This is a genomic window from Marinoscillum sp., from assembly GCF_040222955.1.
GTDB lineage: Bacteria > Bacteroidota > Bacteroidia > Cytophagales > Cyclobacteriaceae > Marinoscillum.
Window position 1 is genome coordinate 116,361 of sequence record NZ_JAVKCA010000016.1, and the last position, 23,971, is coordinate 140,331.

The 23,971-nt window shown below is 46.4% G+C and carries 17 protein-coding genes; 5 read left to right on the forward strand and 12 right to left on the reverse strand.

The features are described 5' to 3' along the window. Positions 1-59: 59 nt before the first annotated feature. The gene (gene hemE / locus RIH33_RS14035) at positions 60-1,079 is read left to right on the forward strand and encodes a uroporphyrinogen decarboxylase (RefSeq protein ID WP_406650946.1); all 1,020 of its coding nucleotides are present in this window, start codon (positions 60-62) and stop codon (positions 1,077-1,079) included. On the opposite strand, the gene RIH33_RS14040 is transcribed toward hemE, so the two are convergent. The 4 genes from RIH33_RS14040 to RIH33_RS14055 are packed head-to-tail and all read right to left on the reverse strand — an operon-like array spanning position 1,076 to position 7,962. Continuing rightward, positions 1,076-3,409 carry an ATP-binding protein gene (locus tag RIH33_RS14040; RefSeq protein WP_406650947.1) on the reverse strand — a complete coding sequence of 778 codons (2,334 nt, stop codon included), beginning with the start codon at positions 3,407-3,409 and terminating at the stop codon, positions 1,076-1,078. The two genes, hemE and RIH33_RS14040, sit on opposite strands and share 4 nt — an antisense overlap. 6 nt (positions 3,410-3,415) lie before the next feature. Then, complete coding sequence (locus RIH33_RS14045) at positions 3,416-5,743, reverse strand: response regulator (RefSeq protein WP_406650948.1); 2,328 nt, start codon at positions 5,741-5,743, stop codon at positions 3,416-3,418. A 12-nt stretch (positions 5,744-5,755) separates the two neighbouring features. Further along, complete coding sequence (locus RIH33_RS14050) at positions 5,756-6,763, reverse strand: bifunctional heptose 7-phosphate kinase/heptose 1-phosphate adenyltransferase (RefSeq protein WP_406650949.1); 1,008 nt, start codon at positions 6,761-6,763, stop codon at positions 5,756-5,758. Continuing rightward, positions 6,763-7,962 (reverse strand): pyridoxal phosphate-dependent aminotransferase, encoded by a 1,200-nt coding sequence (locus tag RIH33_RS14055; RefSeq protein ID WP_406651011.1) that lies wholly within the window; start codon positions 7,960-7,962, stop codon positions 6,763-6,765. Before RIH33_RS14055 ends, RIH33_RS14050 begins: the two co-directional genes overlap by 1 nt. A gap of 49 nt (positions 7,963-8,011) precedes the next feature. On the opposite strand from RIH33_RS14055, the gene RIH33_RS14060 reads away from it, so the two are divergent. Then, positions 8,012-9,073 (forward strand): outer membrane beta-barrel protein, encoded by a 1,062-nt coding sequence (locus RIH33_RS14060; protein WP_406650950.1) that lies wholly within the window; start codon positions 8,012-8,014, stop codon positions 9,071-9,073. Positions 9,074-9,130: 57 nt separating this feature from the next. On the opposite strand, the gene RIH33_RS14065 is transcribed toward RIH33_RS14060, so the two are convergent. From RIH33_RS14065 to RIH33_RS14075, 3 genes are all read right to left on the reverse strand, one after another. Beyond that, positions 9,131-10,003 (reverse strand): RNA polymerase sigma factor RpoD/SigA, encoded by an 873-nt coding sequence (locus RIH33_RS14065; protein ID WP_159583011.1) that lies wholly within the window; start codon positions 10,001-10,003, stop codon positions 9,131-9,133. Between the two features lie 242 nt (positions 10,004-10,245). Beyond that, positions 10,246-12,876 carry an ABC transporter permease gene (locus tag RIH33_RS14070; protein WP_406650951.1) on the reverse strand — a complete coding sequence of 877 codons (2,631 nt, stop codon included), beginning with the start codon at positions 12,874-12,876 and terminating at the stop codon, positions 10,246-10,248. Between the two features lie 4 nt (positions 12,877-12,880). Beyond that, positions 12,881-13,207 (reverse strand): PadR family transcriptional regulator, encoded by a 327-nt coding sequence (locus RIH33_RS14075; RefSeq protein WP_406650952.1) that lies wholly within the window; start codon positions 13,205-13,207, stop codon positions 12,881-12,883. Between the two features lie 109 nt (positions 13,208-13,316). Here RIH33_RS14075 and RIH33_RS14080 point away from each other — a divergent pair, with 109 nt between their 5' ends. Then, a complete protein-coding gene (locus RIH33_RS14080) occupies positions 13,317-14,735 on the forward strand; it encodes a bifunctional metallophosphatase/5'-nucleotidase (RefSeq protein ID WP_406650953.1) in 1,419 nt (472 codons plus the stop codon). A gap of 10 nt (positions 14,736-14,745) precedes the next feature. Here the strand turns inward: RIH33_RS14080 and RIH33_RS14085 are convergent, their stop codons facing one another. The 5 genes from RIH33_RS14085 to RIH33_RS14105 all read right to left on the reverse strand — a co-directional run bounded on the left by RIH33_RS14085 (position 14,746) and on the right by RIH33_RS14105 (position 21,731). After that, positions 14,746-17,319, reverse strand: a complete 2,574-nt coding sequence (locus RIH33_RS14085; RefSeq protein WP_406650954.1) for an ABC transporter permease — start codon at positions 17,317-17,319, stop codon at positions 14,746-14,748. A gap of 3 nt (positions 17,320-17,322) precedes the next feature. Beyond that, on the reverse strand, positions 17,323-17,667 hold the full coding sequence (locus tag RIH33_RS14090; RefSeq protein WP_406650955.1) for a PadR family transcriptional regulator: 345 nt from the start codon (positions 17,665-17,667) through the stop codon (positions 17,323-17,325). 355 nt (positions 17,668-18,022) lie between these two features. Continuing rightward, positions 18,023-20,659, reverse strand: a complete 2,637-nt coding sequence (locus RIH33_RS14095; protein WP_406650956.1) for an ABC transporter permease — start codon at positions 20,657-20,659, stop codon at positions 18,023-18,025. Further along, entirely contained in the window at positions 20,656-20,988 is a 333-nt protein-coding gene (locus RIH33_RS14100; RefSeq protein ID WP_406650957.1) for a PadR family transcriptional regulator, read from the reverse strand. The genes RIH33_RS14095 and RIH33_RS14100 overlap by 4 nt, the downstream gene beginning before the upstream one ends. A 128-nt stretch (positions 20,989-21,116) precedes the next feature. Then, the gene (locus RIH33_RS14105) at positions 21,117-21,731 is read right to left on the reverse strand and encodes a SiaB family protein kinase (RefSeq protein WP_406650958.1); all 615 of its coding nucleotides are present in this window, start codon (positions 21,729-21,731) and stop codon (positions 21,117-21,119) included. A gap of 231 nt (positions 21,732-21,962) precedes the next feature. Here RIH33_RS14105 and RIH33_RS14110 point away from each other — a divergent pair, with 231 nt between their 5' ends. After that, positions 21,963-23,162, forward strand: a complete 1,200-nt coding sequence (locus tag RIH33_RS14110; protein ID WP_406650959.1) for a nitrate/nitrite transporter — start codon at positions 21,963-21,965, stop codon at positions 23,160-23,162. A gap of 20 nt (positions 23,163-23,182) precedes the next feature. Further along, positions 23,183-23,968 carry an SDR family NAD(P)-dependent oxidoreductase gene (locus tag RIH33_RS14115; protein WP_406650960.1) on the forward strand — a complete coding sequence of 262 codons (786 nt, stop codon included), beginning with the start codon at positions 23,183-23,185 and terminating at the stop codon, positions 23,966-23,968. Positions 23,969-23,971 lie beyond the last annotated feature (3 nt).

The following is a 23,971-nucleotide window of genomic DNA, read 5'->3' on the forward strand; positions in this document are numbered from 1 at the left end:
CTCGCTATTTACTACTACAAAGGATTAGGAGATAAGATTCAGTTTCTATATTTGCGCCCATGTTGAAGAATGACCTCATCTTAAGAGCAGCCCGCGGGGAAAAAACAGAACGAACCCCGGTATGGGTGATGCGCCAGGCCGGAAGAATATTACCAGAATACCGGGCAGTCAGAAACGGATTGAGCGGTTTCAAGGAGTTGGTAGAGACCCCTGAGCTGGCCGCTGAAGTCACCATTCAGCCTGTGGACATCCTAGGAGTAGATGCCGCAATTATTTTTTCGGATATCCTGGTCATCCCGGAAGCCATGGGCCTACCCTATGAGATGGTAGAAAAAACAGGGCCTATTTTCAGGAAGACGGTGGCCGCCACGGAAGACCTGGCTTCACTCAAAGTAGCCAAAGCAGAGGACCTTTCCTATACGCTGGAAGCCATCAAGATGACCAAACAAGCACTATCAGGGAGAGTGCCGATTATTGGTTTTGCCGGCGCCCCCTGGACCATCTTCGCCTACATGGTAGAGGGGAGTGGCAGTAAGACCTTCTCCAGGCCACGAAAAATGCTTTATACGGACCCAGAACTGGCTCATCGGTTACTGGATACGATCACCCAAAGCACCATCGCCTACCTGAAAGGACAAATAGCGGCAGGTGCGGATATGGTCCAGATTTTTGACTCGTGGGCGGGTGTACTACCCCCGGAGCAGTATCAGAAATTTTCATTGGCTTACATAGAGAAAATTGCCGCTGCCATCACAGAAGTGCCGGTGACGGTCTTTGCCAAAGGTGCTTTTTTCGCTCTCGCTGAAATGGCGAACATCAGCTGCAACACCGTCGGGCTGGATTGGAATATGGATGTGAAAGAAGCCCGCAAACTCCTCCCTGAAAAAACCCTACAGGGTAACATGGATCCCTGTGCGCTATACGGCACCTTTGATCAGATCAAATCAGAAACCATCAAAATGCTGAAAGCTTTTGAGGGACATCCGCACATTGCCAACCTGGGACATGGAGTGTACCCTGATACGGACCCGGATAAGGTGAGGTGTTTCATAGATACGGTGAAGGAATATCGGTCCTAGCCGCGAATGTTCTTCACCAGCTTTTTCCTGAGCTCTTCAGGATCAAAGGGTTTGGTAATGTAGTCGTTCATCCCATAATGAAGCACTTTCTCCTGCACCCTCACAAGCGCTGATGCCGTGAGGGCCACAATAGGCACGCTGTTTTTGGCTGCCCTAATGGCTCTGGTGGCCTCATAACCATCCATGACCGGCATTTGCAGATCCATCAGTATGATATCGTAGTAGTTACTGGATGCCTTTTCCACAGCGATTTCTCCATTTTCTGCCAGGTCAATTTTCATATTCCAGCTCTTTAGAAATTTCCTGGCCACTACTACATTCATGTTATTGTCCTCCACCAAAAGCACCTGTCTCCCATGAAGCTTTTCAACCATCTCCTGCTCCTGATCTTCAAAGGAAACAGGAGCCACCTTGCGGGCCACCCCCCTTGTATATTCCTGTTCGAAAAAGAATACGGTCCCTTCCCCAACCTTACTGCGCACGTGAATCGCGACCCCCTGCAGTTCTAACAACCGCTTGATGATAGAAAGTCCGAGACCAGACCCGCCAAACTCTCTGGTAGTGGAAGAGCTGGCCTGCGTAAACCGCTCGAAAATTTGTTCCAGTTTATCCTCGGGAATACCGATGCCCGTATCCTCCACCTCATACCTGATGGTGATCTTATCCCTACTCTCTCCCTGTCGTTTGACCTTCAGGGACACATGACCATTCTTTGTGAATTTGATGGCATTGTCCAGCAGGTTATTGAGCACCTGGTTCAGACGGGTTCTGTCAGTGATGATTTCAATCGCAATGGATTCGTCAAACTCCAGATTCAGGTCTAACCCCTTGGCCTGAGCTTTCACCTTATATCCTCTGTAAATGCTGGTAATAACCTCTTTGAGGTTTACAGTCATTTCCTCAAATTCTATCGAGCCAAACTCCAATTTATTATAGTCAAGGATGTCGTTGATAAGGGAAGTGAGATTCTCTGCGGAGTACTTGAGTGAAACCAGGTTTTCCTTTTGATCCTTCCTGGGTTTATCCTGAAGTAAAAAGTGTGAGATACCAACTACCGCATTCAGTGGGGTCCTTATTTCATGCGAAATGGTACTCAAAAAATCTGTCTTGGCTTGGGATGCTTTTTCGGCTTCCTCTTTTGCCTGCTTCAACGAATTGGCAAACCGAAAAGAAAGTATGAGTGACTGTGAAAAAAAGAAGGAAACATACCCCCAAAATGAAACAGCCTTGTATTCTTCCCAAAGGCCGAAATAAACAAAAATATTATACACAAAGACCAGAAAAACCACTCCTATGCTAATCAGACCAAAGGTGGAGTCCGGCCGACGATTGATTTTTGCCCTGACATAAATAAAAAACGTCAATGCGATATAAATCAACAAGATGCCGAAAAAAGGCTCCACCAGGTGGGAGTAAACTGACACTGGAAATAGGAGCGTAAGTCCTATAAATACCAGGCAAATCCCTTCCAGCATATCCCAAATGATCTTCCTGGCTTCCAGTGGGAAGGTGTGGCGTACAAAACGACCAAAAACAAAAGTGGCTAAAAACAAAGTCAGGTACTCAATTCGGGTGGTCACATACCATGAGATGTCGACCAGGGAATGCAGCACATAATATCCGAAACCAATCACACGGTAACTGTAAATCAGGCAGAAAAGCGCAAAATAAAGGATGGCCTTGTCACGCCTTCCGAAAAAATAAAGACCCAGAAAGAAAAGCCCGCCTGTAATTAAACTACCGGTCAGCACAAGGTCATAAGCCAGTATTGAGAGGTATTCTCTGCCCATTTCATCTGAAATACCTATTTCCATCCCCTCCAATGCTCCACCTTTGCTGTGATCATAATTGGCGATTTGAAGGACAAGTTCATTGGTATCCAAAACATGCGGCAAAGTCACAAACTGAGGTCTCCATTTGGGTCTATAAGCATCAGGTGACATGGCGACCTGACCATTTTTAGCGATCAGTTTTCCATTGAAGTATAAAGCAAAAGCGCTGTAAACGTCTTCAACATAGAGGGTAAACCCGGAACTATCCGGCAGGAGTATTTTCGCACGGTAGGTGGCACAGCCTTTGGCATCCAAAGTCTGGTTACCAACCACCTGATCGTTCCAAAGTGACGGAAACGGGAAGTAGATGGGACTCAGCGCATCAAACTGCCCGGGTAAGAGGAGTTGGTTCCAGTAAAACTCATAAGTCCCATCGAGCGATATAGTTTTGTTAAAATCTGCATTTCTCAAGTCTATAACAGCAGATGGAGTTTGCCCCATGGAGAAATTTCCAACAAAAAGTAACAGGTAGCAAATAACAAATCGCGATGCGAACATCCAGTATCAGGTATAGTGACGGAGCTTTTTCAAAAGTTCCCCCGGGTCAAAGGGCTTGATAATATAATCATTCATTCCCGAGTTTCTGATTTTTTTCTGTTCTTCGGACAGTGCAGAGGCTGTTAATGCAATAATTGGAGTCAGATGATCCTTCTTTCTGATTTCCACAGCTGCTTCAAACCCATCCATCACTGGCATTTGCAAGTCCATTAATACCACATGGAAGTTTTTAGTGGAGATGGCCTCTATCGCTTCTATTCCATTAGACGCCACAGTCACACTGGCTCCCCATTTGTGCAAAAACTTGGTGGCCACCATCACATTAATCTGATTATCCTCCACCAATAGCACCTCTATGTGCAGTTGTTGTTCTTGTATGTTTTCAGGCATTTCGCTCTCAAAAATAATGTCTTCGACGATTTTGAATTGCTGGGTGAACCAAAACGATGAGCCGCTTCCCAATTCACTGTCCAGCATCAGGTCAGACCCCTGCAATTTGAGTAATTTTTTTGTAATAGTAAGGCCCAGGCCTGTACCTCCGTATCGTCTGGTAGTGGATGAGCTCGCCTGGGTAAAACTCTGAAAAATATCTTCCTGACGCTGTGTATCTATCCCAATACCAGTATCTGCTACTTCAAAGGTAATGACAACCTGCTCGGTGGTTTGCGATTCCCATTGCAAACTTAACCGAATCACTCCCTCCTCTGTAAATTTTATAGCGTTGCTCAGCAGATTGGTAAGTACCTGACTCGTTCGGGTCTGATCACAAGCTATGAACCGGGGAATTCGTTCGTCACACTCAAAAACCATTTTCAGATTTTTGGCATTCGCAATAGGCAGAAACACCCGATTGAGTTCACCGATCAGTGATCGGATATCCACCGGGCGGTACTCGAACGCTATTTTATCTGCTTCAATTTTACTGAAATCAAGAATATCGTTGATAATAACCAACAGGTTTTCTGCTGAGAACTTAAGGGTATTGAGCGTTTCTTCCTGATTTTTTGTGGGATTGTCATCTAGTAAATAATTAGACAAACCAATCACAGCATTCATGGGTGTCCTGATCTCATGTGACATCATGGAAAGAAACTCTGACTTGGTTCGGGCGGCATGTTCCGCTTGTTCCTTGGCCTCCTTCAATGAATTGGTGAAGAGAAAAAACAAAATGAGCGACTGAAAAAAGAAAAACGTTAGGTACCCAACGAAAGAAATCAGCTCAACCTCCTCTGCGGCACCCATGTAAAGGTAAATCTTGTAAGAGAAGATCATCAAAATCAGCAGTGAACTGATCAAAGCATATTTGGAACCCTCCATGTTTCGCTGATAAGCCCGGATGTATACATACGCAACTATTAAAATACCTACGAGGAGCAGTATCAAGTAGAGATCAACCAGACTTGTGAAAACTGTCGGCGGAAAAATCAGTGTAATCCCCGAGGCAAGTACCGAAATAGCCACAAAAACATACAGCGGATTCACCCGGTACTTCAGTGGGAAAAGTGAGTGCGTGTAGAGTGTGAAGAAAATCGGTGGCACAAAAAGCGAAAGGTATTCAAGGCGAATACTCGTCAGCCACGCTATACCCGGATAAATAATTTGCAAGGTGTAATCGTCGGCTCCCACCACCCGATAGGAAAAAGTGAGACAAAAAATGGAAAAGAAAACAGCCGATTTTTCACGCTGACCGAAAAAATAGAGTGCACAAAAAAACAATCCGGTCATTACCAAAGTACCAGCCAATAGCAAATCAAAAGCCAGAAGTTCATTAGCCTGGCTTCTCAAAAAGGCCTCATCCCCTAAAAGTATCGCCTCTCTGGCTCCACCCTTTCGATGAGAAAAGTTAGAGATCTGAAGGGTGAGATGCACAGTATCCTGATCCGGGAGTTCAATGATCTGGGGCACCCACTTAGGCTCTGAGGTAGCTGGATCCATTCCTACCTGGCCGCCGAAATCATTCCTTTTGTCCCCTATATACAGTCTGGCCGCTGAATAAACATGCTTGATTCTCAAGGCCAGATCCGGCCGGTCTCCCGGTAGCAGGATTGTCAAATGGTAGGTAGCGAAACCACTTCGGGTAAGAGGCACTCCTCCCTGATAGACATGATCATTCCATAGCTCAGGGAAATAGAAAAAGTCCTGTCTAGAAGGTGGGATGGCTTCCGGTGAGAGTAATTCCTTCCAAAAAAAAGCCCATTCACCATTCAGGGTAACGGGTGCAGCCGACAGATCGGCATCTCTCAAATCCAATGTACCTTTCTGTGCCTCACGCGCCGTGACATTCATGCCAGCAGCAAAAAGTACGATGACGCACAATACGAATTTCCCCTTCATTAAAACGGCTGGTTATTTCAATTGCGCCAGGAGAAGCCCATTGGTCCGGGCTTCTCCAAGCAATCGGATTGGGTCTATCGGCACCACTCCAGGATACTCGCAGACAATACCGCCTCCTAAGTTAGCCAACTCAGCGGTAAATAGCAGGGGCAAGTTGAGCGCACGGCAAAGTGCGGCAATTGAAATTACCGTATCGCCAGCCCCGGACACATCCGCGATACTTCTCAAATGAGCTGGCAACTTTTGAGACACTGTATCAGAATGGCAGTAAACGCCTCCGCCCGACAAGGTCAACAGAAGCTGATCAAACTGCATTTTCTGAGATAGTTCAACACCAGCCGCAAAGAGGGAAGATTCGTCAAGACTCAAATCCTGAACACCCAGTCCCGCCTTCATTTCGGAAAGATTGGGTTTGAACAGACTCGCACCCTGATAAGTAAGAAAGTTATTTTTTTTTGGATCCACTGCTACCGGCACCTTGTGCATCTGTGCCTGATGGATGATCCATTGAATCAGGTTCTTGTCCAGACAACCCTTATCATAGTCCTGAAGGAGGATCAAATCCACCTCACCTATGATTGGCTCTATGAATGAAGTCAATACTGGACGCTCGGTAGCCGTCAGCAACCGCTCCGTTTCTCTATCTATCCTGAGCAGGTGTTGAGGTCCGGAAAGGACCCTGTGCTTAACAGTGGTCACTCTTTCGTTACTTTTCACCACCTGCGCAGCAGAGATATGTTGCTGCTCCAGGAGCCGAATTAGAAGATCTGCCTCCTCATCAGCTCCGGTGAGTGTACAAAGAATAGGGCAGGCACCTAGCGCCTGTATATTGAGCGCCACATTGGCAGCTCCACCAAGGCGATGCTCTGTGTTTCGGGCCTGGAGAATGGGCACTGGTGCCTCCGGGGATACCCGGTGCACCTCGCCATAGGTATAAGTATCGATCATCGAATCACCGATGATCAATACTTTCAGTTTTGTAAAAGCATTAAAAACCCCCTGAATGGAGTCAAATACCATTATGCTAATTTAGCCAATGAGGTCTTCATCCTGGACATGGCTGTTTTCAAATCCTCAACAGAAGCCGCATATGACAGCCTCAAACACCCGGGATCACCAAATGCCTCACCGGTGACGACTGATACGTTGGCATCTTCCAGTAAAAACAGGCTCAAGTCTGTTGCGTCAGCAATGACCTTGCCGTTGACACTTTTACCAAAGTAACTGCTCACATTCGGGAAGAAATAGAAAGCTCCACCGGGCATATTCACCTCCACACCAGGGATTTCACTCAGCAAGCCGTACACCAACTCCCGTCTGCTTCTGTACTCCTCCACCATCTTGTACGATGGCTCATAATCCGAAGTAAGGGCCGTCAATGCCGCCCGCTGGGCGATTGAGCAGTTGGCTGAGGTGATCTGCCCCTGCATTTTGTTAGCCGCTTTGGCCAGCCATAGTGGTGCACCTATGTAGCCCACTCTCCAGCCGGTCATGGCAAACCCTTTTGCAAAACCATTCACAGTAACCGTACGATCTTCCATGCCCGCAATGGCTCCAATGCTCACATGCTTTTCTCCGTAGTTGATCAGCTCATAAATCTCATCGGAAATCACCACGATGTTTGGATATTCTTTTAGCACCTCCACGATGGCCTCCAACTCCTCCTGGGAGAAAACTGAACCAGTAGGGTTACATGGTGATGAAAAAATCAATGCTTTTGTTTTGTCTGTGATAGAGGCTTTCAGCTGTTCGGCTGTTGCTTTAAAGTCATGTTCCAAATCTCCGCTCACAAAAACACACTTACCTTCAGCCAGCTCCACCAAGGCACTATAGCTTACCCAATATGGCGAAAATACGATCACCTCGTCTCCCGGATCCAGCAGGGCCAGAAATACATTGGCGATGGACTGCTTGGCTCCATTGGAAACCACAATCTGATCAGGCGAATAATTCAAGCCGTTTTCTTTTTTGAATTTAGCGCTGATAGCTTCTCTAAGGTCCAGATAACCATTTACTGGAGGATACGCAAAGTACTTTCCTTCATCAATGGCCGCTTTCGCTCCCTCCTGAATGTGTTTAGGCGTCTTAAAGTCCGGTTCGCCCAGGCTCAAGCTTATTACGTCTACTCCATTCTGCTTCAGCTCCCTTGCCTTTGCTGCCATGGCCAGGGTTGCAGATTCTGCCATGTTTTTGATTCGCTCTGATCGTAAATCCATTATCTTTATTCGTTTTGAGGTGCAAAATTAATTAAATCAAATACATCATCAAATGAGAAAAACTATCTATTTTATATTTATATGTGTCTTTTTTTTGAAATTTTTCAATGCAAAAGCACAGGAATCCAAAATCAAGTTTGGTGCCTACCTGGATACCTACTACAATTTTGACTTCAGCAAACCTCTGAATAATCAGCGACTTTACGTCACTCAATACGATAAACACAATGAATTTAACCTGAGTCATGCCTGGGTCAGTGCTGCCTACGAAGAAGATAAAATCAGGGCCAGTCTGGCACTACAAGTAGGTACCTACCCCGCCAACAACTATGGCGCTGAACCGGAAAAGCTCTATCAAATGGTGTATGAAGCCTATGCTGGTTATCAGATAACTAAAAACGGCTGGTTGGATGTGGGCATTTTCGGTGGACATTTTGGTTACGAAAGTGCCCTGTCACTGGATCGGGATCTGTATTCCCCCGCACTGGCCACAGAGTACACGCCTTACTATCAGTCCGGCCTGCGTTACACCCACGACCTCTCAGACAATACCCAGCTAAGAGCGGTGGTGCTGAACGGATGGCAAAATATAGGCGAGACCAACAACAAAAAATCCGTTGGACTGGCCGTTGATCATACTTTCAATGGAGCAATAAAAGTCAGCTACGGCAACTACTATGGAAATGAAAGTGCCGATGACAATATGGACCTGATGAGGTTTCATAACAATGTAATTCTCGAAGCAAAGCCGATAGAGAACCTGAAAATTGCCGGTATCCTGGATTATACCACTCAGAAAAACAGCATCACAGACGAGAGTATTGGCACCACTTTCATTACACTAATTGGGAAATACACTTTCACAGAAAAATGGTCGGTAGCTGGTCGGTATGAGAATGTGAACGACAAAGACGATATGCTCATCAATGGTATCACGGGGCAGTTTGTAATGAACGTGTTCAGCTTGTCCGTCAATTACTACCCTTCCGAAAATGCAGCACTTAAAATAGAAGCTAAAACCTACAGAGGGCCAGACAATAACTTCGCCGGAGAAGAAGGCGTGGGATCCGGCTTGCTGGTGCTGGGAGGTGGCATTGCCATAAGGATTCAATAAAAAAACCCTGCCGTGAATGATTCACGGCAGGGTTTTTACTCAATTATCTATTGGCTATTAATTCGCTACAAACTCCTTAAGCCTTCTGTTTTTACCAGGCTCTCTCAATTTCTGAAGGGCCTTCTCTCTTATTTGTCTCACACGCTCACGGGTCAATCCCATGGCATCTCCAATTTCTTCCAGTGTATAAGGATTGTCATGACCGATACCGAAGCTCATCATGATTACTTCTCTTTCCCTGGCTGTGAGGGTAGAAAGTGCCCTTAGCGTCTCCACTTTCAGAGAGTCATTGAACACCAACTCACCGTCCGTAGGACCTGTAGTCTGGTTTTCCAGGACATCCAACAGTGAACCGGACTCATCCTCACCAAAAGGCGCATCCATAGACATTTGCTTCACCTCAGCACCCAGTGTGTTTCTCACTTCACTAGGCTTCATGTCCAGAATTTCTGCCAATTCCTCCTCGGTAGGCTCGCGCTCGAACTGCTGCTCCAACTCGGCATATGCTCTTCTGATCTGGTTGATCGCACCGGACTTGTTCATCGGCAGTCGAACAATTCTTGACTGCTCAGCCAAAGCCTGCATGATGGACTGACGAATCCACCACACCGCATAAGAGATAAATTTGAAACCTTTGGTTTCATCAAACTTTTTTGCCGCCTTGATCAACCCCAGGTTTCCCTCATTGATGAGGTCATTCAAGGGAAGGCTTCTGTTTTGGTACTGCTTCGCCACAGATACCACAAATCTCAAGTTAGCCTTTACCAACTTCTCCAGAGCCAGCTCGTCACCCTCGCGGATTCTTTTAGCCAGTGTCACTTCCTCGTCAGGAGTAATCATCGGTACATTACTTACTTCAGTAAAGTACTTCTCCAGAGTGTGACTCTCTCTTCGGTTGGTAATGGATTGTGTGATCTTGAGTTGTCGCATGTGCTTTCTTTATAGTTAATATTCCAATCAGCCGTTGGTTTCTAAGATCAAAAACGACCAATTTTTCCTTCAGAATCTATTTCGCTAAATTCAATTAAAGAACCGCGAATTTACGATATTATTGGGTACGGATCAAATTCTTTTAGACAATAAATTCCAACCTTAATAAAACTCGCTAAGTGGTAAATAGGTTTCACTTTTGGAAAAATTTACGAAAATAATCCTACAATCCTACCCTTTTCTTATTCGTATCTAAGGGAATTAACCGGATTTGATTTGGCTAAACGATACACACGGGCGATCACCGTAGCAAAGGAAACAACCAAAACAGCAGCAAACGCAATGGTAAAAACGCCAACGGAGAGATCTATGCGATAAGCAAAATCCTGCAGCCAGCTGCTCAGCACCCACCAGGCCACCGGCGCTGCCACGATCAGGGAGATCAGCAACAACACCACATAATCCCGTAAGATGATTTGCAAAATGTTAGGGATGCTGGCGCCAAGCACTTTCCGAATCCCTACCTCCTTGGTCTTTCTCTCAACGGTGAAATTGACCAAGCCGAACAGACCAAAAGCCGATATGATGATAGAAATAATGGTGGCAATGAGAATCAGGTAACTTCTGCTCTGATCCGCCTGATAGTAGCGCTCCCAGCGTTCGTCCAGAAAATTGATTTCCGCTGGTGTCTCCGGGTCGTACCGCTTTTGGACGGTCTCAATATGAGTCAATACATCGGAAACATTCTCCCGGTACCTGATGGTAAAGTAATCTATCCCTAGTACCGGGTTGTTCCAGCTGGTGATCACCACAGGCCCGAGCGGCTCATGTAAGGACTGAAAATGAAAGTCTTTCACTACGCCAATGATTTGCATTTTGGACAAGGTATCTTCTGATAACCAAACGGACTTCCCTACGGGGTCCTCCAAACCCAACAGTTCCACGGCCTTTTCATTCAGAATTACTTTCAGGGTATCACTACCCGCAATCCCGGAAAAATTCGAACCTGCTTTAAGTTTCATCTGATAGGTGTCCAGCCAGTTTTCATCTGCCGCATAATGGGTGGCGACCACCGGGTTTTCATTTTGAACCAGGGTTAATTCAACAGATGGAATGGACTTCCACTCTCCCGGCACCCGGGAAGAAGTGGTGGCATTTATCACATTGGCATTGGCTTTTAGCCCGGTAATGATCGATTTAAACTGCTGACGCGCAGCTCCGCTATTGATATCCAGAGTAAGTAATTTATCATTCTTAAAGCCCAGGTCCTTGGTCTGCACAAAGTGTAGCTGCCGGTAGAGCACTATAGATCCGATAATCAGGCACAGTGAAATACCGTACTGAACCACCACAAAGGACTTTCGCAACAGATCGCCTTTCCCTACAAACACATTGCGGGTGAGCATCAGAGAATGATTAAGCTTAGAATAATAGATGGCTGGGATCAGAGATGAAAGCACCCAAATAACACCAAAAGCCGCAGCGTGATAGGCCAATAGCTCCGGACTAAAAAACCGACCTAGCGGAATATCCTTGCCGGAAAACTCCAGGAATTTTGAATGGAAAATAATCAGCAATGCCACAGAAAGCACATAGGCGATCAGGAGGGTTAAAAAAGTCTCTACAAACAACTGGAACCTTAACTGCCCGATGGTAGCTCCATTCACTTTTCTGATGCCCGCCTCCAGGGTTCTTTTAAGGGCTTGCACTGAAGACAGGTTGATATAATTGAGCGCAGCTATGGTAATCACAAAAATGCCTATGAGAAAAATAATGGATACAAATTGCCGCTGAGAATATGGAACAGCTTGTACCGGATCCGTGCCGAAAGCATCCAGATGAGCAGAGGACAGGTGCATTTCTGCTATGGGTTGAAAATAGAAATCATGGTGTGGGCGAATCTCATCATTGTAGTATTTCTCCATGAATGCCTTTTTCTTAGCCTGGACAGATTCGGGTCGGCTCTCTTCTTTGAAGAGCGCCCAGGTGGTCATCCCTCTGGAGTCCCAGGAGGTCAGCCAGTTACCGTAGTAAGATGGAAACTGAGTAAAATCCGACACATAAACCGTATTGAACTGATAAGTGGAAGTAGCAGGCAAATCCTCATATACGGCCACCACCTCCACACTGCTCATTCTGCCGGGCATGGTCACGATCTTACCAATAGGATCCTCATCGCGGAAGAGCTTTTGCGCCGTGGTCTCATTGAGGACTACTCCCACAGAACCATTGACATCCTGAAACGGATCACCTGCCAGGATATTAAAATCAAGGATTTTAAAAAGGCTTTTAGTGGCGAAAACATAATTGCGATCATTGAATAGTGTCTCTCCATACTGCAACCCTCCGGAACCCAGGGAGAGCATTTTGGCCGTTTCCTCTATTTCGGGAAATTCGTCCTTCAACCCATCAGCCAGCATATTGGATGTGGCACTGAAATGCTGAACCTCGCCATCCTCTCCGGTGCGTTTTTCCAGCACTCTGTAGATGCGATCCGCCTTGGTATGGTACCTGTCCAAATGCTCCTCATCATAGACATACATCAGGATAAAAAAAAGTACGGCAAATCCCAGTGCCAGGCCCAGGGTGTTGACCAGGTAATGGGTGGTTTCCTTTCGGAATCGCCTGAAATAGACTTTGGTATAATTCTGTATGGCGTTCATGGTCCAGTTGTTAATGGTGAATGATTTGATATTGATCGGTCGAAATGCACAAACGACATCCCACAGGAATTTTCGCCTGGCGCTTTGTAGTGAGACCCCTGCACGTTTTTCAAAAAGCTCCATGAGGTCACCTTCGATCTCCTCCAGAAACTCTTCACGACAAAACCAGCGCAGAAACTTCAATGCTCTTTTCGGGGGTGTAACTTCCATTGGGTTAGTTGAAAGATATGTTTGGGATCTCCTGATAGATGCTCGTGCGCAGGGCGTATTGTTTATCCAGCATACTCTTGCCGAGTGCACTGATCACATAAAACTTCTTTCGCCTTCCGCCCCGGTCTGTGGTGATCCCCCCAAAGCGAGAATTAACAAACCCCTTTTTCTCCAGGCGTTTCAGTGCCACATGTATGGCGCTGATATTGACTTTCTTGTCCAGCTTTTCTTCCAGACTTTCCAAAATAAGTACACCATAAGCCTCATCATGATGCGCTGCCACCATTAGCAATACCAGTTCTTCAAATTCTCCGAGAGACTGCTCTTTCATTTTCAAATTATTTACTTAACAAACGTGAATGTAATGTATTAGTTTCACTATTGTTAAGCAAATAAAGGATAACCGGATTCCTTATGTTTGTCATTCAGTAAGCTCCGATATGAAACGATACCTCTATCTGCTCTTTGTTTTAGTTCTCCTATCCTGTGGTGATCATGCCACCATAGATCCCGAACAGCCATCCAGCACTGCAGATACCCTCACCATATTTTTCATCAATGACCAACATGGCCAGCTCAACAATTTTTCCAAAATCAAGCACCTTGTGGATAAGGAGAAAGAAACCAACGAACACGTATTGTTGGTTTGTGCCGGCGATATGTTTTCGGGCAACCCAATCGTAGATCAATATGAGGAAAAGGGCTATCCAATGATTGACATCATGAACAAAACTGGATTTGACGTGTCGGTGCTGGGCAATCATGAGTTTGACTATGGACCGGATCACCTCAAAAACAGGGTCTTGCAGGCCGAATTTGACTGGGTATGTGCCAACGTAAACATGAAAGACAGTGGGGTTCCACAGCCTGATGCCTTCACAACAATAGCTGTTGGAGACCTGAAAGTGACTTTTCTGGGGCTCGTAGAAACCTTTGGGAAACCAGGAGCCATCATACCCGCCACCCATCCCTGGCGCGTCACCGAAATGCAATTCAGAAGGCACACTGATGTGCTGAACACTCATCGTAACCTGAAGGAAGAAGAAAACTCAGACGTACTCATCGCACTGACGCACCTGGGCACGCAAAATGACCTGGAGCTGGCTGAAATCTTTCCAGAATTGGATGCGGTCATTGGCGGCCACTCGCACCAAAAAGTCAATGTAGTGATCAACGATGCACCGGTAGTGCAGGCGGGCTCCTACCTGGCACTGCTCGGACGTCTGGATCTGATCGTGGACAAGGCCCGTATCACCAGCTCAGAGGTCTCCTTTATCGATCTCCATGAATATTCTGAGCGCGACAAGGATTTGTCAGCACTCATAGCCACTTACAACAATGCCCCTCAGTTTAACGAGGTAATTGGCGTGGCCCTCTCTGATCACGATCGCAACGAGTTGGGCTGTTTTTATACCGCTGCGCTCAAGGACTATCTGCAGGTAGACATGTCCTTCCAGAATGGTGGCGGCATACGCTCCAACATTGATGCGGGAGACATCACCACGTTGGAAATATACAACATGGATCCCTTCAACAATCAAAGTGTGATTTTCACCATGACGGCACAGGAGGTGAGTGACTTTTTCACCGAAACCCGAGCCGGTCTGCATGTATCAGGGGTCACTTTTCAGCAGAGCGGACAAAACCTCACGCTTTATCTGGATGGGAAGGCCATACCACCAGAGGAGCTCGTCACCATCGGCATCAACGATTACATTCCGGCAGTTTACGACCAGTATTTTCCCTTGGAAAAGGCAGAAATACAAGGACTAACCACCGCAGAAACCATCATTGAGTATCTCAAAACCATGAACTCTACCCTGGATGATGAGGGATGCAACCAGTATTTTCAGTATTAATTGAGGGAATTTATTCGTTTCGCAGGCATTCTACCGGGTTGATTCTGGCCGTCCGGATGGTCTGAAGTGCTACAGTCAGCCATGCCACCAGCAAGGCACTCAGGCCGGCCAGTGCAAAAAACCACCATTCAAGACCAATTCTGAATGCAAAGTCTTCCAACCAGTCAGCAGCAATAAAATAGCTGATCGGCATAGCAATCATGGCCGCCACGAGTACCATTTTGGTGAAATCCAGGGAAAGCAGATAAACAATACCCAGGACACTGGAGCCCATCACCTTTCTGATTCCGATTTCCTTGGTACGCCGCTCTGCCGTGAAGGCCGCCAATCCAAATAAACCCAGGCAAGAAATAAGAACAGCAAACCCTGCGAAATACCTCGACAACACCCCTACACGTTCTTCGGCAGCATATTGCGCCTGATAATCCTGATCCACAAACTGCGGCTTGAAGACGTATCCCGGATTAAATGATTCGTAAAGTGAACCCATTTCCTGGATGGTAGCCACTTCGTTTCCCGGCTTCAGCCTGGCCATGACCCAGTGCGTATCAGCTGGCTTGTACAGGAAGACCATGGGCTCCACGCGGGTGTGCAGTGATACCAGATTAAAGTCCTTTACTACCCCCACGATCTTCTTATCGCCAGTGTAATGTGAAATGATTTTTCCCAAAGGGTCTGCCATTCCCATGGCCGCAATGGCCGTTTCATTAAAAATGACACTCGAGGAATCGGCTCCAAACTCAGCAGAAAACGCACGGCCTGTCACCAGCTCCAGTCCCAACATCTCCACCAAACCATTTCCTGAGTTGATTTCCCAAAACTGAATCTGATCCTCAGGCGTTTTACCAGGCCAGCTAATTCCTCCAGTAGAATTTCCTCCTCCTACATTAAACCCCGAGAGGGCTGCATGGGTAACACCAGAGATATTCTTCAACTCCGCCACAAAGGCATCTGAGTGATCCATAAGCCTGCCCTCTCTTTCGAAGTAGACCAGGTTTTCTCGATCATATCCCAGATTTTTCTTCTTTACAAATTCCATCTGCTGGTACACCACCAGCACAGATACGATAAGTATAATGGACAGAGAAAACTGAATGACCACCAGCGATTTTCGCCCCCAAACCTCTCCGGTTTTCCGTGACAACTTACCTTTTAGTACTTCGATGGCCTTGAGACCGGACAGATACAAGGCTGGGTAGCTACCGGCCACCACCCCCACTACTATGATTAACAATCCCGCGGTTTGGATCACCGGCCATGTGAGGTTTAATGTGAGCTGTTTCTGAGCCAGAAAATTGAACTGAGGAAGCAACAGCCACACCAGTAGAAATGCCACCACCACAGACAGGAGACTCAGCATGAGGGACTCTGTAAAGTACTGCCCCATCAACGACCCCCTGGAAGCCCCGAGTGATTTTTTCACCCCGATCTCTTTGATGCGATGTGTGGCTTTGGCCGTGGAAAGATTGATGAAATTGATACTGGCGATAAACAGGATGAATAAAGCAATGATCCTAAACAGACCCACATTCTCCACCCGGCCACCGGCTTGCTCCCCGTTTTCATATTTGCCATGCAGGTAAAGGTCACTGTAGCGGGTCAAAAACAAGTCCACTTTTCCATCTTGCTGGTGTTCTTTCAGCAGTGCGTCTATCTTGTCGGTGGCCATTTTCGGATCCGCTGATGGATTCAGTACCACGGCAATCCTTCCATAGTAATTAAACCAGTTTTTATAGGTTATGAGGTCATCATGAAAAAAGTCCCAGGACATGACAAAATCGAAATTATCAGAAGAATTATGAGGAATAGATTGAAAGACCCCGGCTACCACAACCGCCTTTTTCTTATTAAAAAAATGCCAGACTAACGACTTGCCTGTGACATGGGTGCTCTTGAAAATGCGCATCGCCAGCGATTCTGAAATGAGAATCCCGGACTTATCAGAAATGCCTGCCCCTTCCACCAAAGGGTAGGAAAATACCTGTAAGAAATCCTCACTGGCAAACTTTCCATCGGCTTTGAAATAGGACTCCTCTGAAGAAAGGGTGAATTCATGGGTGTCTGTAGAGGCGGTTGCATACCGGACCTCCGGCACTTTGGCCTGGATTTCCTCCAACAGCATTCCGGGGACACCTCTCAGTGTGTGAATGCCGCTGGCATCGCTGTGATTGGACATGACCTGGTACAACTGGTCCCTATGTTCATGAAACTGATCCACACTCTGTTCATCAGCCACCCAAAGGCTGATGAACAGCACACATGCCAGGCCGGTGGACAGACCTGTAAGATTGATCAAAAACTGAGTCTTATACTTTCTGTAATTTCTGAAGGTAAGGGTGAGGTTGTGACGTACCATAGTAGATTGGATGCTTGTTGACTTTGATTTTTTTATTGCAAAAGGCCTCAGGTAGTTGAGTACCTGGTACCAGTAGTTGAGTTTTGCCCTTAAGAAGGATTTATGCTCAGCTACTGAATAAAATTTCTCTTCCAGATCTCCCAACACTTCCTCGGTCATATCTGATCGCAGAAGCCAGGTGAGTAGGCGGGTAGCCGCTTTGGGGGGTATGGGGTGCTTATTTTTCAAGCCTCAGGAAAGAAAACTTAACTGATCTACAGACAATCCGGGGTACTGGTTCCATAGAGACAGCCTGAAATCCCTGGAAGAAGTCAGTGCTGTCTTCCCTTCTGCCGTAATGGAATAAATCCGCTTACGTCGCCCACCCCGCTCAGCGGTTGGCTGGCCCATTTCAGAGGTCAGAAACCCCTTTTCCTTCAGTCGATCCAACGTAGAGTGTACCGAACCAATAGAAGAAGCCCGCCCTGACTGAGCCTGGAATTCTTCAGCAATTTTGAAAGCATAAGCCTCCTCTCCCAGTATCCCTACCAGTAGTAAGATGACTTCTTCAAATTCTCCTAATCGTGTTTCCTTCATATCCAAGCAGTATCATACTAAATTGTAGAACTAATATACGAGAAGAACTTTTATTTGTTCTGGTATTTAGTAAGAAATACAAAATCACAGCCAATGAAAAACCACAATATCCAACTCCCATAAACCGTACGTTATAGATTTTCTGCAATTACAAAACTTAAATGGATATGTCAGTCTTAGACGACAACCCATTCGCGATGCACACCTTTCACCAAGCCTAACATCGTGACTAAAAAGATTTTAACACTTGCTGCACTCAATCTCCTGGGAGGGTTATTGTTTGGCCAAAACTCTTACATCAATTTATGAAGGCTTCTTTTATACCTCTTCAAGCTCCTATTGAAACGAACAAAAATTACTCATCCCTCAAAGCATTTACGGGATTGGAAAGTGCCGTACCGATGGTTTTCATACTCATAGTGACCAGAGAGATGACCAGTATGACGATGGACGACAAAAGAAAAATCTCCCAACCGATGGATATGCTGTAGGCGAAGTTTTCCAGCCACCTGGTCATGATGTACCACGACAATGGAATGGACACTGAAAGTGACAAGACAAAGAGTTGTAGAAAATCTCTTGAAAGCAGTCTCACGATACTCACCGTAGATGCACCAAGTACTTTGCGAATTCCCACCTCTTTGGTTCGCTGAGCGGTGCTGAAAATAGTCAACCCAAACAGACCGAGACAGGCGACAAATACAGCCAGACCTGAGAAAATGGTGAAGATGACACCAAACCGCGCATCTGCCTCATATTGTGCATTGAAGTTTTGATCCAGAAAGTGATTGTCAAATGGCCGGTGAGGCACCAGTTGATTCCAGATTTCTTCAAGCTCACTCAATGTACTGGCATAATTGTCCGAGTTGAGCCTTAAAGAGAGCATGGCTATATTCCCCCTGGTACCATAACGAAGTGACAATGGCTCCACTTTGTTGTGAAGAGATACATAATTGAAGTCTTGGATGACACCAATTACCTTGCCCTTCCGCCCCCACTGCTCAAAGGACTTGCCAACCACATCAGCCGGATCGGTGTAGCCATATAGCCTGGCGGCCGATTCATTGAGTATCAGTGCGTTGCTGGAATCCAATGGAAAGTCCTTTGAAAAAGTCCTTCCCGCTATTAGGTTCATCTGAAACGTGCTTACGAAATCCTCATCTATTTCGTAAATCGCCGGACTTTGATAGCTCATCTCTCCGGAAGGCTCCTCCACCCCGGTGCCCGCATGAGGGAAAAAGTCCCCTGGTGTTGCTCGTGATGCCGAGGCTTCCACCACACTTGGATGTTGCTTCATCGCTCTTTTGATTACCTCAATCTTCCTTTGTACGATACTGTCGTAGCCATAATCAATGACCAGTACCCGATCAGGATTGAAGCCCAGGTCATGATTTCGCAGATAGTCGAGTTGAGAATAGACCACTGCAGTACCCACCAGCAAGATCACTGACAGTGCAAACTGCAGGCTTACCAGGGCCTTTCTAAGCCAGATTCCATTGGAAGATGTCTTGAAGGAGCCTTTGAGTACACTAACAGGCCTGAAACCGGATAAAACAAACGCAGGATAAGAACCGGCAATCAGCCCCAGGGTCAGCAGAGAAAAGATTCCCAGAACAGCATTCTTCAGGGTAAATAGCCAGTCAATTGGCAATGATTTTCCCGACAACAGCTCCAGGTAAGGATGACCAATTAGTACAAGCCCTATGGCCACTAAGGCTGCCAAAAAGCTCACCAGCATGGCCTCCACCAAAAACTGAAAAATCAGGGCACTTTTGAGGGAGCCAATGGTTTTCCGAATCGCCACCTCTTTGGCGCGCTCCACAGACCGGGCCGTTGAAAGGTTCATGAAATTAATGCACGCTATGAGCAGAATAAAAATAGCCACAGACGTAAATATGAAGATATTGTTGAGACTCCCTACCGGCCCGGGCTGCCGCCCCGCCTCAGAGTGCAAATAAGCCTCGCTCAGGGGTTCCATTCTCACATAATAATTGAAAGACGCTGTGAAGTTCTTCTCCAGGAAATCAGGCACTTTGGCAGCAAACTCATCCACATTGGCCCCTGGTCGCACGGTGAAGTAGGTATAAAAATCTACGTACCCCCAGTTGTCAAAAATCTCCGGCCTCATGCTCTTAAAAGTGGTCATTGAGATCATGGCATCGAACGAGAAATGGGAGTTGGTAGGAATGTCAATAACTCCGGTCACTTCAAATGGATCCTCAGTATCCATTATCAATGTTTGACCTATCGGGTTCTCCTCTCCAAAATATTTCTCAGCCAATTTTTTAGTGAGTACTATGGTGTTGGGCCTCACCAATGCCGTCTTGGGATCACCAGCGATGATGGACCAATCAAAGATCTCAAAAGCCGTGGAGTCCGCAAAAACGATGTTGTTTTCACTGAAAGTCTTTTCTTTATAAGACACCAGCCACGGACTGGGGCTGGTAAACCGAAAGACCGTTTCTATTTCAGGAAAATAACTTTTTAAGGCCGGGGCCACTGGCGCATTTCCCCAAACGATGTAATCGCTCTCGGCAAGTGTGTCAAAATCCATCTCACCTTCCCGGCTCCCAAAATAGTGCAACACGCGATGAATCCGTTCGTATTTTTTGTGGTAAGTGTCGTAAGAACGCTCGTTGTTTACATAGATGAGAATGAGGATGCAGCTGGCGATGCCCACGCTGAGTCCGGCGATATTGAGTGCCGAAAATGTCTTGTGTCGGAGGATATTTCGAAAACTAATTTTCAAATAGTTGTGAAGCATACCGTATGGGGTAAATTGAATGTTGGAATCATATTTTTTGATCAGCCCTGGCCTAAAGAGTTTCAGGATTTCTCTCATAAAAAGCCATTTGGCCCTTCTCACACCACTGGTCTGAGTATATGTGGCGAAACGCTCCTCCAGATCCCCCTCTATATCTTCCACATAGTCCGGATGGCAAAACCAACGAAAAAAACGAAGCATCCACTCTGGTGGCCGGTGATCACTCATGACTCTTTTAAGGACAAATCCGGGATAGCATTCCAGAGACTCAGGCGTTGTTCTTTGGTTTCCTGAAGAATCATTCGCCCATGCTGGGTCAGTGCAAAAAACCGCTTGCGCTTACCTCCGCGTATGGCCGTGGCTTCCCCAAATTCGGATTTGAGATATCCTTTCTTTTCCAACCTCCGCAGTACCGTTTGCAGTGCCCCTATGCTCACCTTGCGGTCCAGTCGGGTCTCCATCTCCTCAATGATGGCTATCCCATAGGCGTCCCCCTGAAGAATGGCAACGGTGAGCAGCACCACTTCCTCAAATTCACCCAACTGATGTTTTCCCATATCAAATAATATTTACCTTAAACGTAGTTAATATATTTTCCTAAATCAATCAACGAGGAATTATTTTTACCTTAATTGTAGTTTTTAAATAAAGACCGTCTCTGTATCAGGGTATCTATGGTCAGAAATTACCTTTTGGTGATCCTGATGGTCAGGATAAAAAAGCAGGATTCATTATCGAGCGGCTCGAAATAATACTCATACTTAGTGCCTGTTTTTTTGGCCATGTCTATAAAGCCCAGACCCGCACCTCCTTTTTCAGAAAGCTCAGAGTTCATCATGGCGGTTTTATAGAGTGCTTTTATCTCATCTCTGTCTAATTCATTGATTTTGTCCAGTACATCCCTAAGCCGGATGGCATTGGGCATGGAGATTCGATTGCCAGTGGTCACAAAATACTCCGTTTCGTTATCGCCAATGAGGAAAACGCCCTCTTTGGCCAACCCCTCTTCCAGGCTGTCCGAGGTATAACTGGCTTTGCTGTCGGCATGCTTGCAGATATTCTGGAGGGATTCTATCATCACATGATAAACCCTTTTGGTCACCAGGCTATTTTCCCCTTTCTCAGAAATGCCTTCTTTGGTCATATCAGCTATGCCATCTATGGTGGACTGAGTGACTCTTCCCAGATAAACAATGTTGAGGTTTTCCTCATCCATCATATCCTTGAGCGTGATCACACTCTGGAGATACCTCAGTTGCCGGGAAAGTGTATTTTCTGATTCTCCTGTTGAATTTTCCATATAGGTTCACTTAGCTGTTAAGTTGATGAAATTAGGGAAGAGTGGGGCATTCCTCAAACTATTTCGGTGAATGGGGGTAATATGACGAACAATGAGTGAACGATCGTTGTGAAGCCAACAAAAGCTCAACAAGCCAGGAGAAATCAGCCATACGAAAAGTCAATCCGCCAATATTGTGCGTATATTTTACACAGTTTTAAACTAGATTTATCTCCACCTTTAGAGCCTGCCATGTCCTATCTACACATTGTCAAAAAACACCCTCAAATCCTTGGATACGGTGCTTTACATTATTTTTTTTCGGCCATTGGCCAGACCTTTCTCATTAGCGTGAGTGTCCCTTACTTATTGCGGGATATGGGCCTTACCAGTCTTGGTTTTAGCAACAGGTACGCCATTGCCACCATCTCGAGTGCATTGGTCCTGCCGTTGGTCGGCGGATGGGTGGACAGGGCCAGACTTTCCACACTTAGCGTCCTCGGGGGTTTGGGACTGATTACGGCCTGTCTTTTTATGTTTTTCAGTGCCCGCTATGCATTGCTGCTACCCGCGCTGTTTCTGATGCGATTTTTTGGTCAGGGAAGTATGGTGTTGATTGGCTCTACTGCCATTGCCAAGTTTTTTACCAAAAACAGAGGAAAAGGCCTTTCCCTGGCCAGTATGGGTCTTTCGCTGGCTGAAACTTTCATGCCACTCATTTTTGTGGGGTTAATCGGGCTTTATAGCTGGGAAAATGCCTGGCTCATCATGGGGGCGGGTGTCCTATTGGTTTTCATTCCGGGTGCTTATCTCCTGATTAGAAACCACCTTCCAGGGCAGGAAGAATCAGGAGCTATCAACAACAGTACCCCTGTTAATGATTTCACCAGAAGGCAGGTTCTCAAAGACCCCCATTTTTACCTGACTGTGCCGGTGATTATCTTTCTTCCGTTTTTCATCACCGGCATTTTCATTCATCAAAACCTTATTGCCCAGGCAAAGGGCTGGACCCTGGACTGGATGGCCTTTACCTTTATTGGCTATGGGGTTTCAAAGGTAGTCACCTCTTTTTTGGGAGGCTCACTGATCGATCGGTTCACTGCCAGAAAAGTTTTTGTGTTTTACCTGCTACCGCTGGCTGTGGGGTTGATTTTTTTAGCCATCGGTGAGCACAAAGTTTTTGCGCTTGTCTATATGATTCTCCTGGGCATGACGGCCAGTCTGAGCTCTCTAACAGGTGTGGCTATTTGGGCAGAGATGTATGGCCCTAAAAACCTCGGTGCAATCAAAAGTATGGTCACCACCATCATGGTTGTTTCCACTGCACTTGGCCCCATTGTTCTGGGCTGGGCATTGGAGCAGTCCCTCCAGGTCACCTTGTATACTTTCTCAGCAATCATCCTCGTATTGATACTTTTGAGCTACCTTGTAGTGAATAGAAAAAGCCCATAAACGGCCGTCAATTCATAGTTATGAAAAATGTAGCACTTATTACCGGAGCCTCCGGAGGCATTGGACTTGAACTTGCCAGAATACATGCACAAACCCATGGAGATCTGGTACTGATAGCCCGCAGCACCTCCAAACTTGAAGAACTCAAAAAAGAACTGGAAGCGGCTTATGGAATCTCAGTTTTGAACATCCCAAAGGACCTTTCCATACCGGATGCCGGGCAGGAGGTTTATGATCAGGTGATGGAAGCAGGCATTCAGGTGGACTACCTCATCAACAACGCCGGTTTCGGAGATTTTGGCAACTACCATGAAACGGGCTGGGAAAAGGAAGAGATGATGATCAACTTAAACATCCTCGCCCTGACACAGCTCACCAAACTTTTCGGCTCGGACATGGTGGGCAGAAAATCTGGTAGGATTATGAATGTTTCCTCCACGGCGGCATTCCAGCCCGGGCCCCTAATGGCAGTTTATTATGCCACCAAGCACTACGTACAGGCCTATTCAGAGGCGCTTTATGAAGAATGGAAAGCATATGGGGTATCAGTAACAGCACTCTGTCCGGGCGCTACACAGTCGGGGTTTCAGCTAGCCGCAGACATGGAAGACTCCAAACTCTTCAAAGGAAAGCAACTCCCCACCTCTCTGGAAGTAGCTGAGTTTGGCTATAAAGCCATGATGAAAGGGGAAATGACCGCCATCCATGGGGTAATGAATACCTTACTGGCTGGGTCTGCAAAATTCACTCCCAAGAAACTCCTCCTGAAAGTGGTTCGAAAACTTCAGGAAAAAACGCAATCATAAACC

Coding starts and splice junctions, on each gene's coding strand:
- RIH33_RS14060 (WP_406650950.1), top strand. CDS start 8,012: ATGAGAAAAACTATCTATTTTATATTTATATGTGTCTTTTTTTTGAAA.
- RIH33_RS14040 (WP_406650947.1), bottom strand. CDS start 3,409: ATGTTCGCATCGCGATTTGTTATTTGCTACCTGTTACTTTTTGTTGGA.
- hemE (WP_406650946.1), top strand. CDS start 60: ATGTTGAAGAATGACCTCATCTTAAGAGCAGCCCGCGGGGAAAAAACA.
- RIH33_RS14100 (WP_406650957.1), bottom strand. CDS start 20,988: ATGGGAAAACATCAGTTGGGTGAATTTGAGGAAGTGGTGCTGCTCACC.
- RIH33_RS14075 (WP_406650952.1), bottom strand. CDS start 13,207: ATGAAAGAGCAGTCTCTCGGAGAATTTGAAGAACTGGTATTGCTAATG.
- RIH33_RS14050 (WP_406650949.1), bottom strand. CDS start 6,763: ATGGTATTTGACTCCATTCAGGGGGTTTTTAATGCTTTTACAAAACTG.
- RIH33_RS14070 (WP_406650951.1), bottom strand. CDS start 12,876: ATGGAAGTTACACCCCCGAAAAGAGCATTGAAGTTTCTGCGCTGGTTT.
- RIH33_RS14105 (WP_406650958.1), bottom strand. CDS start 21,731: ATGGAAAATTCAACAGGAGAATCAGAAAATACACTTTCCCGGCAACTG.
- RIH33_RS14110 (WP_406650959.1), top strand. CDS start 21,963: ATGTCCTATCTACACATTGTCAAAAAACACCCTCAAATCCTTGGATAC.
- RIH33_RS14115 (WP_406650960.1), top strand. CDS start 23,183: ATGAAAAATGTAGCACTTATTACCGGAGCCTCCGGAGGCATTGGACTT.
- RIH33_RS14065 (WP_159583011.1), bottom strand. CDS start 10,003: ATGCGACAACTCAAGATCACACAATCCATTACCAACCGAAGAGAGAGT.
- RIH33_RS14095 (WP_406650956.1), bottom strand. CDS start 20,659: ATGAGTGATCACCGGCCACCAGAGTGGATGCTTCGTTTTTTTCGTTGG.
- RIH33_RS14045 (WP_406650948.1), bottom strand. CDS start 5,743: ATGAAGGGGAAATTCGTATTGTGCGTCATCGTACTTTTTGCTGCTGGC.
- RIH33_RS14090 (WP_406650955.1), bottom strand. CDS start 17,667: ATGAAGGAAACACGATTAGGAGAATTTGAAGAAGTCATCTTACTACTG.
- RIH33_RS14080 (WP_406650953.1), top strand. CDS start 13,317: ATGAAACGATACCTCTATCTGCTCTTTGTTTTAGTTCTCCTATCCTGT.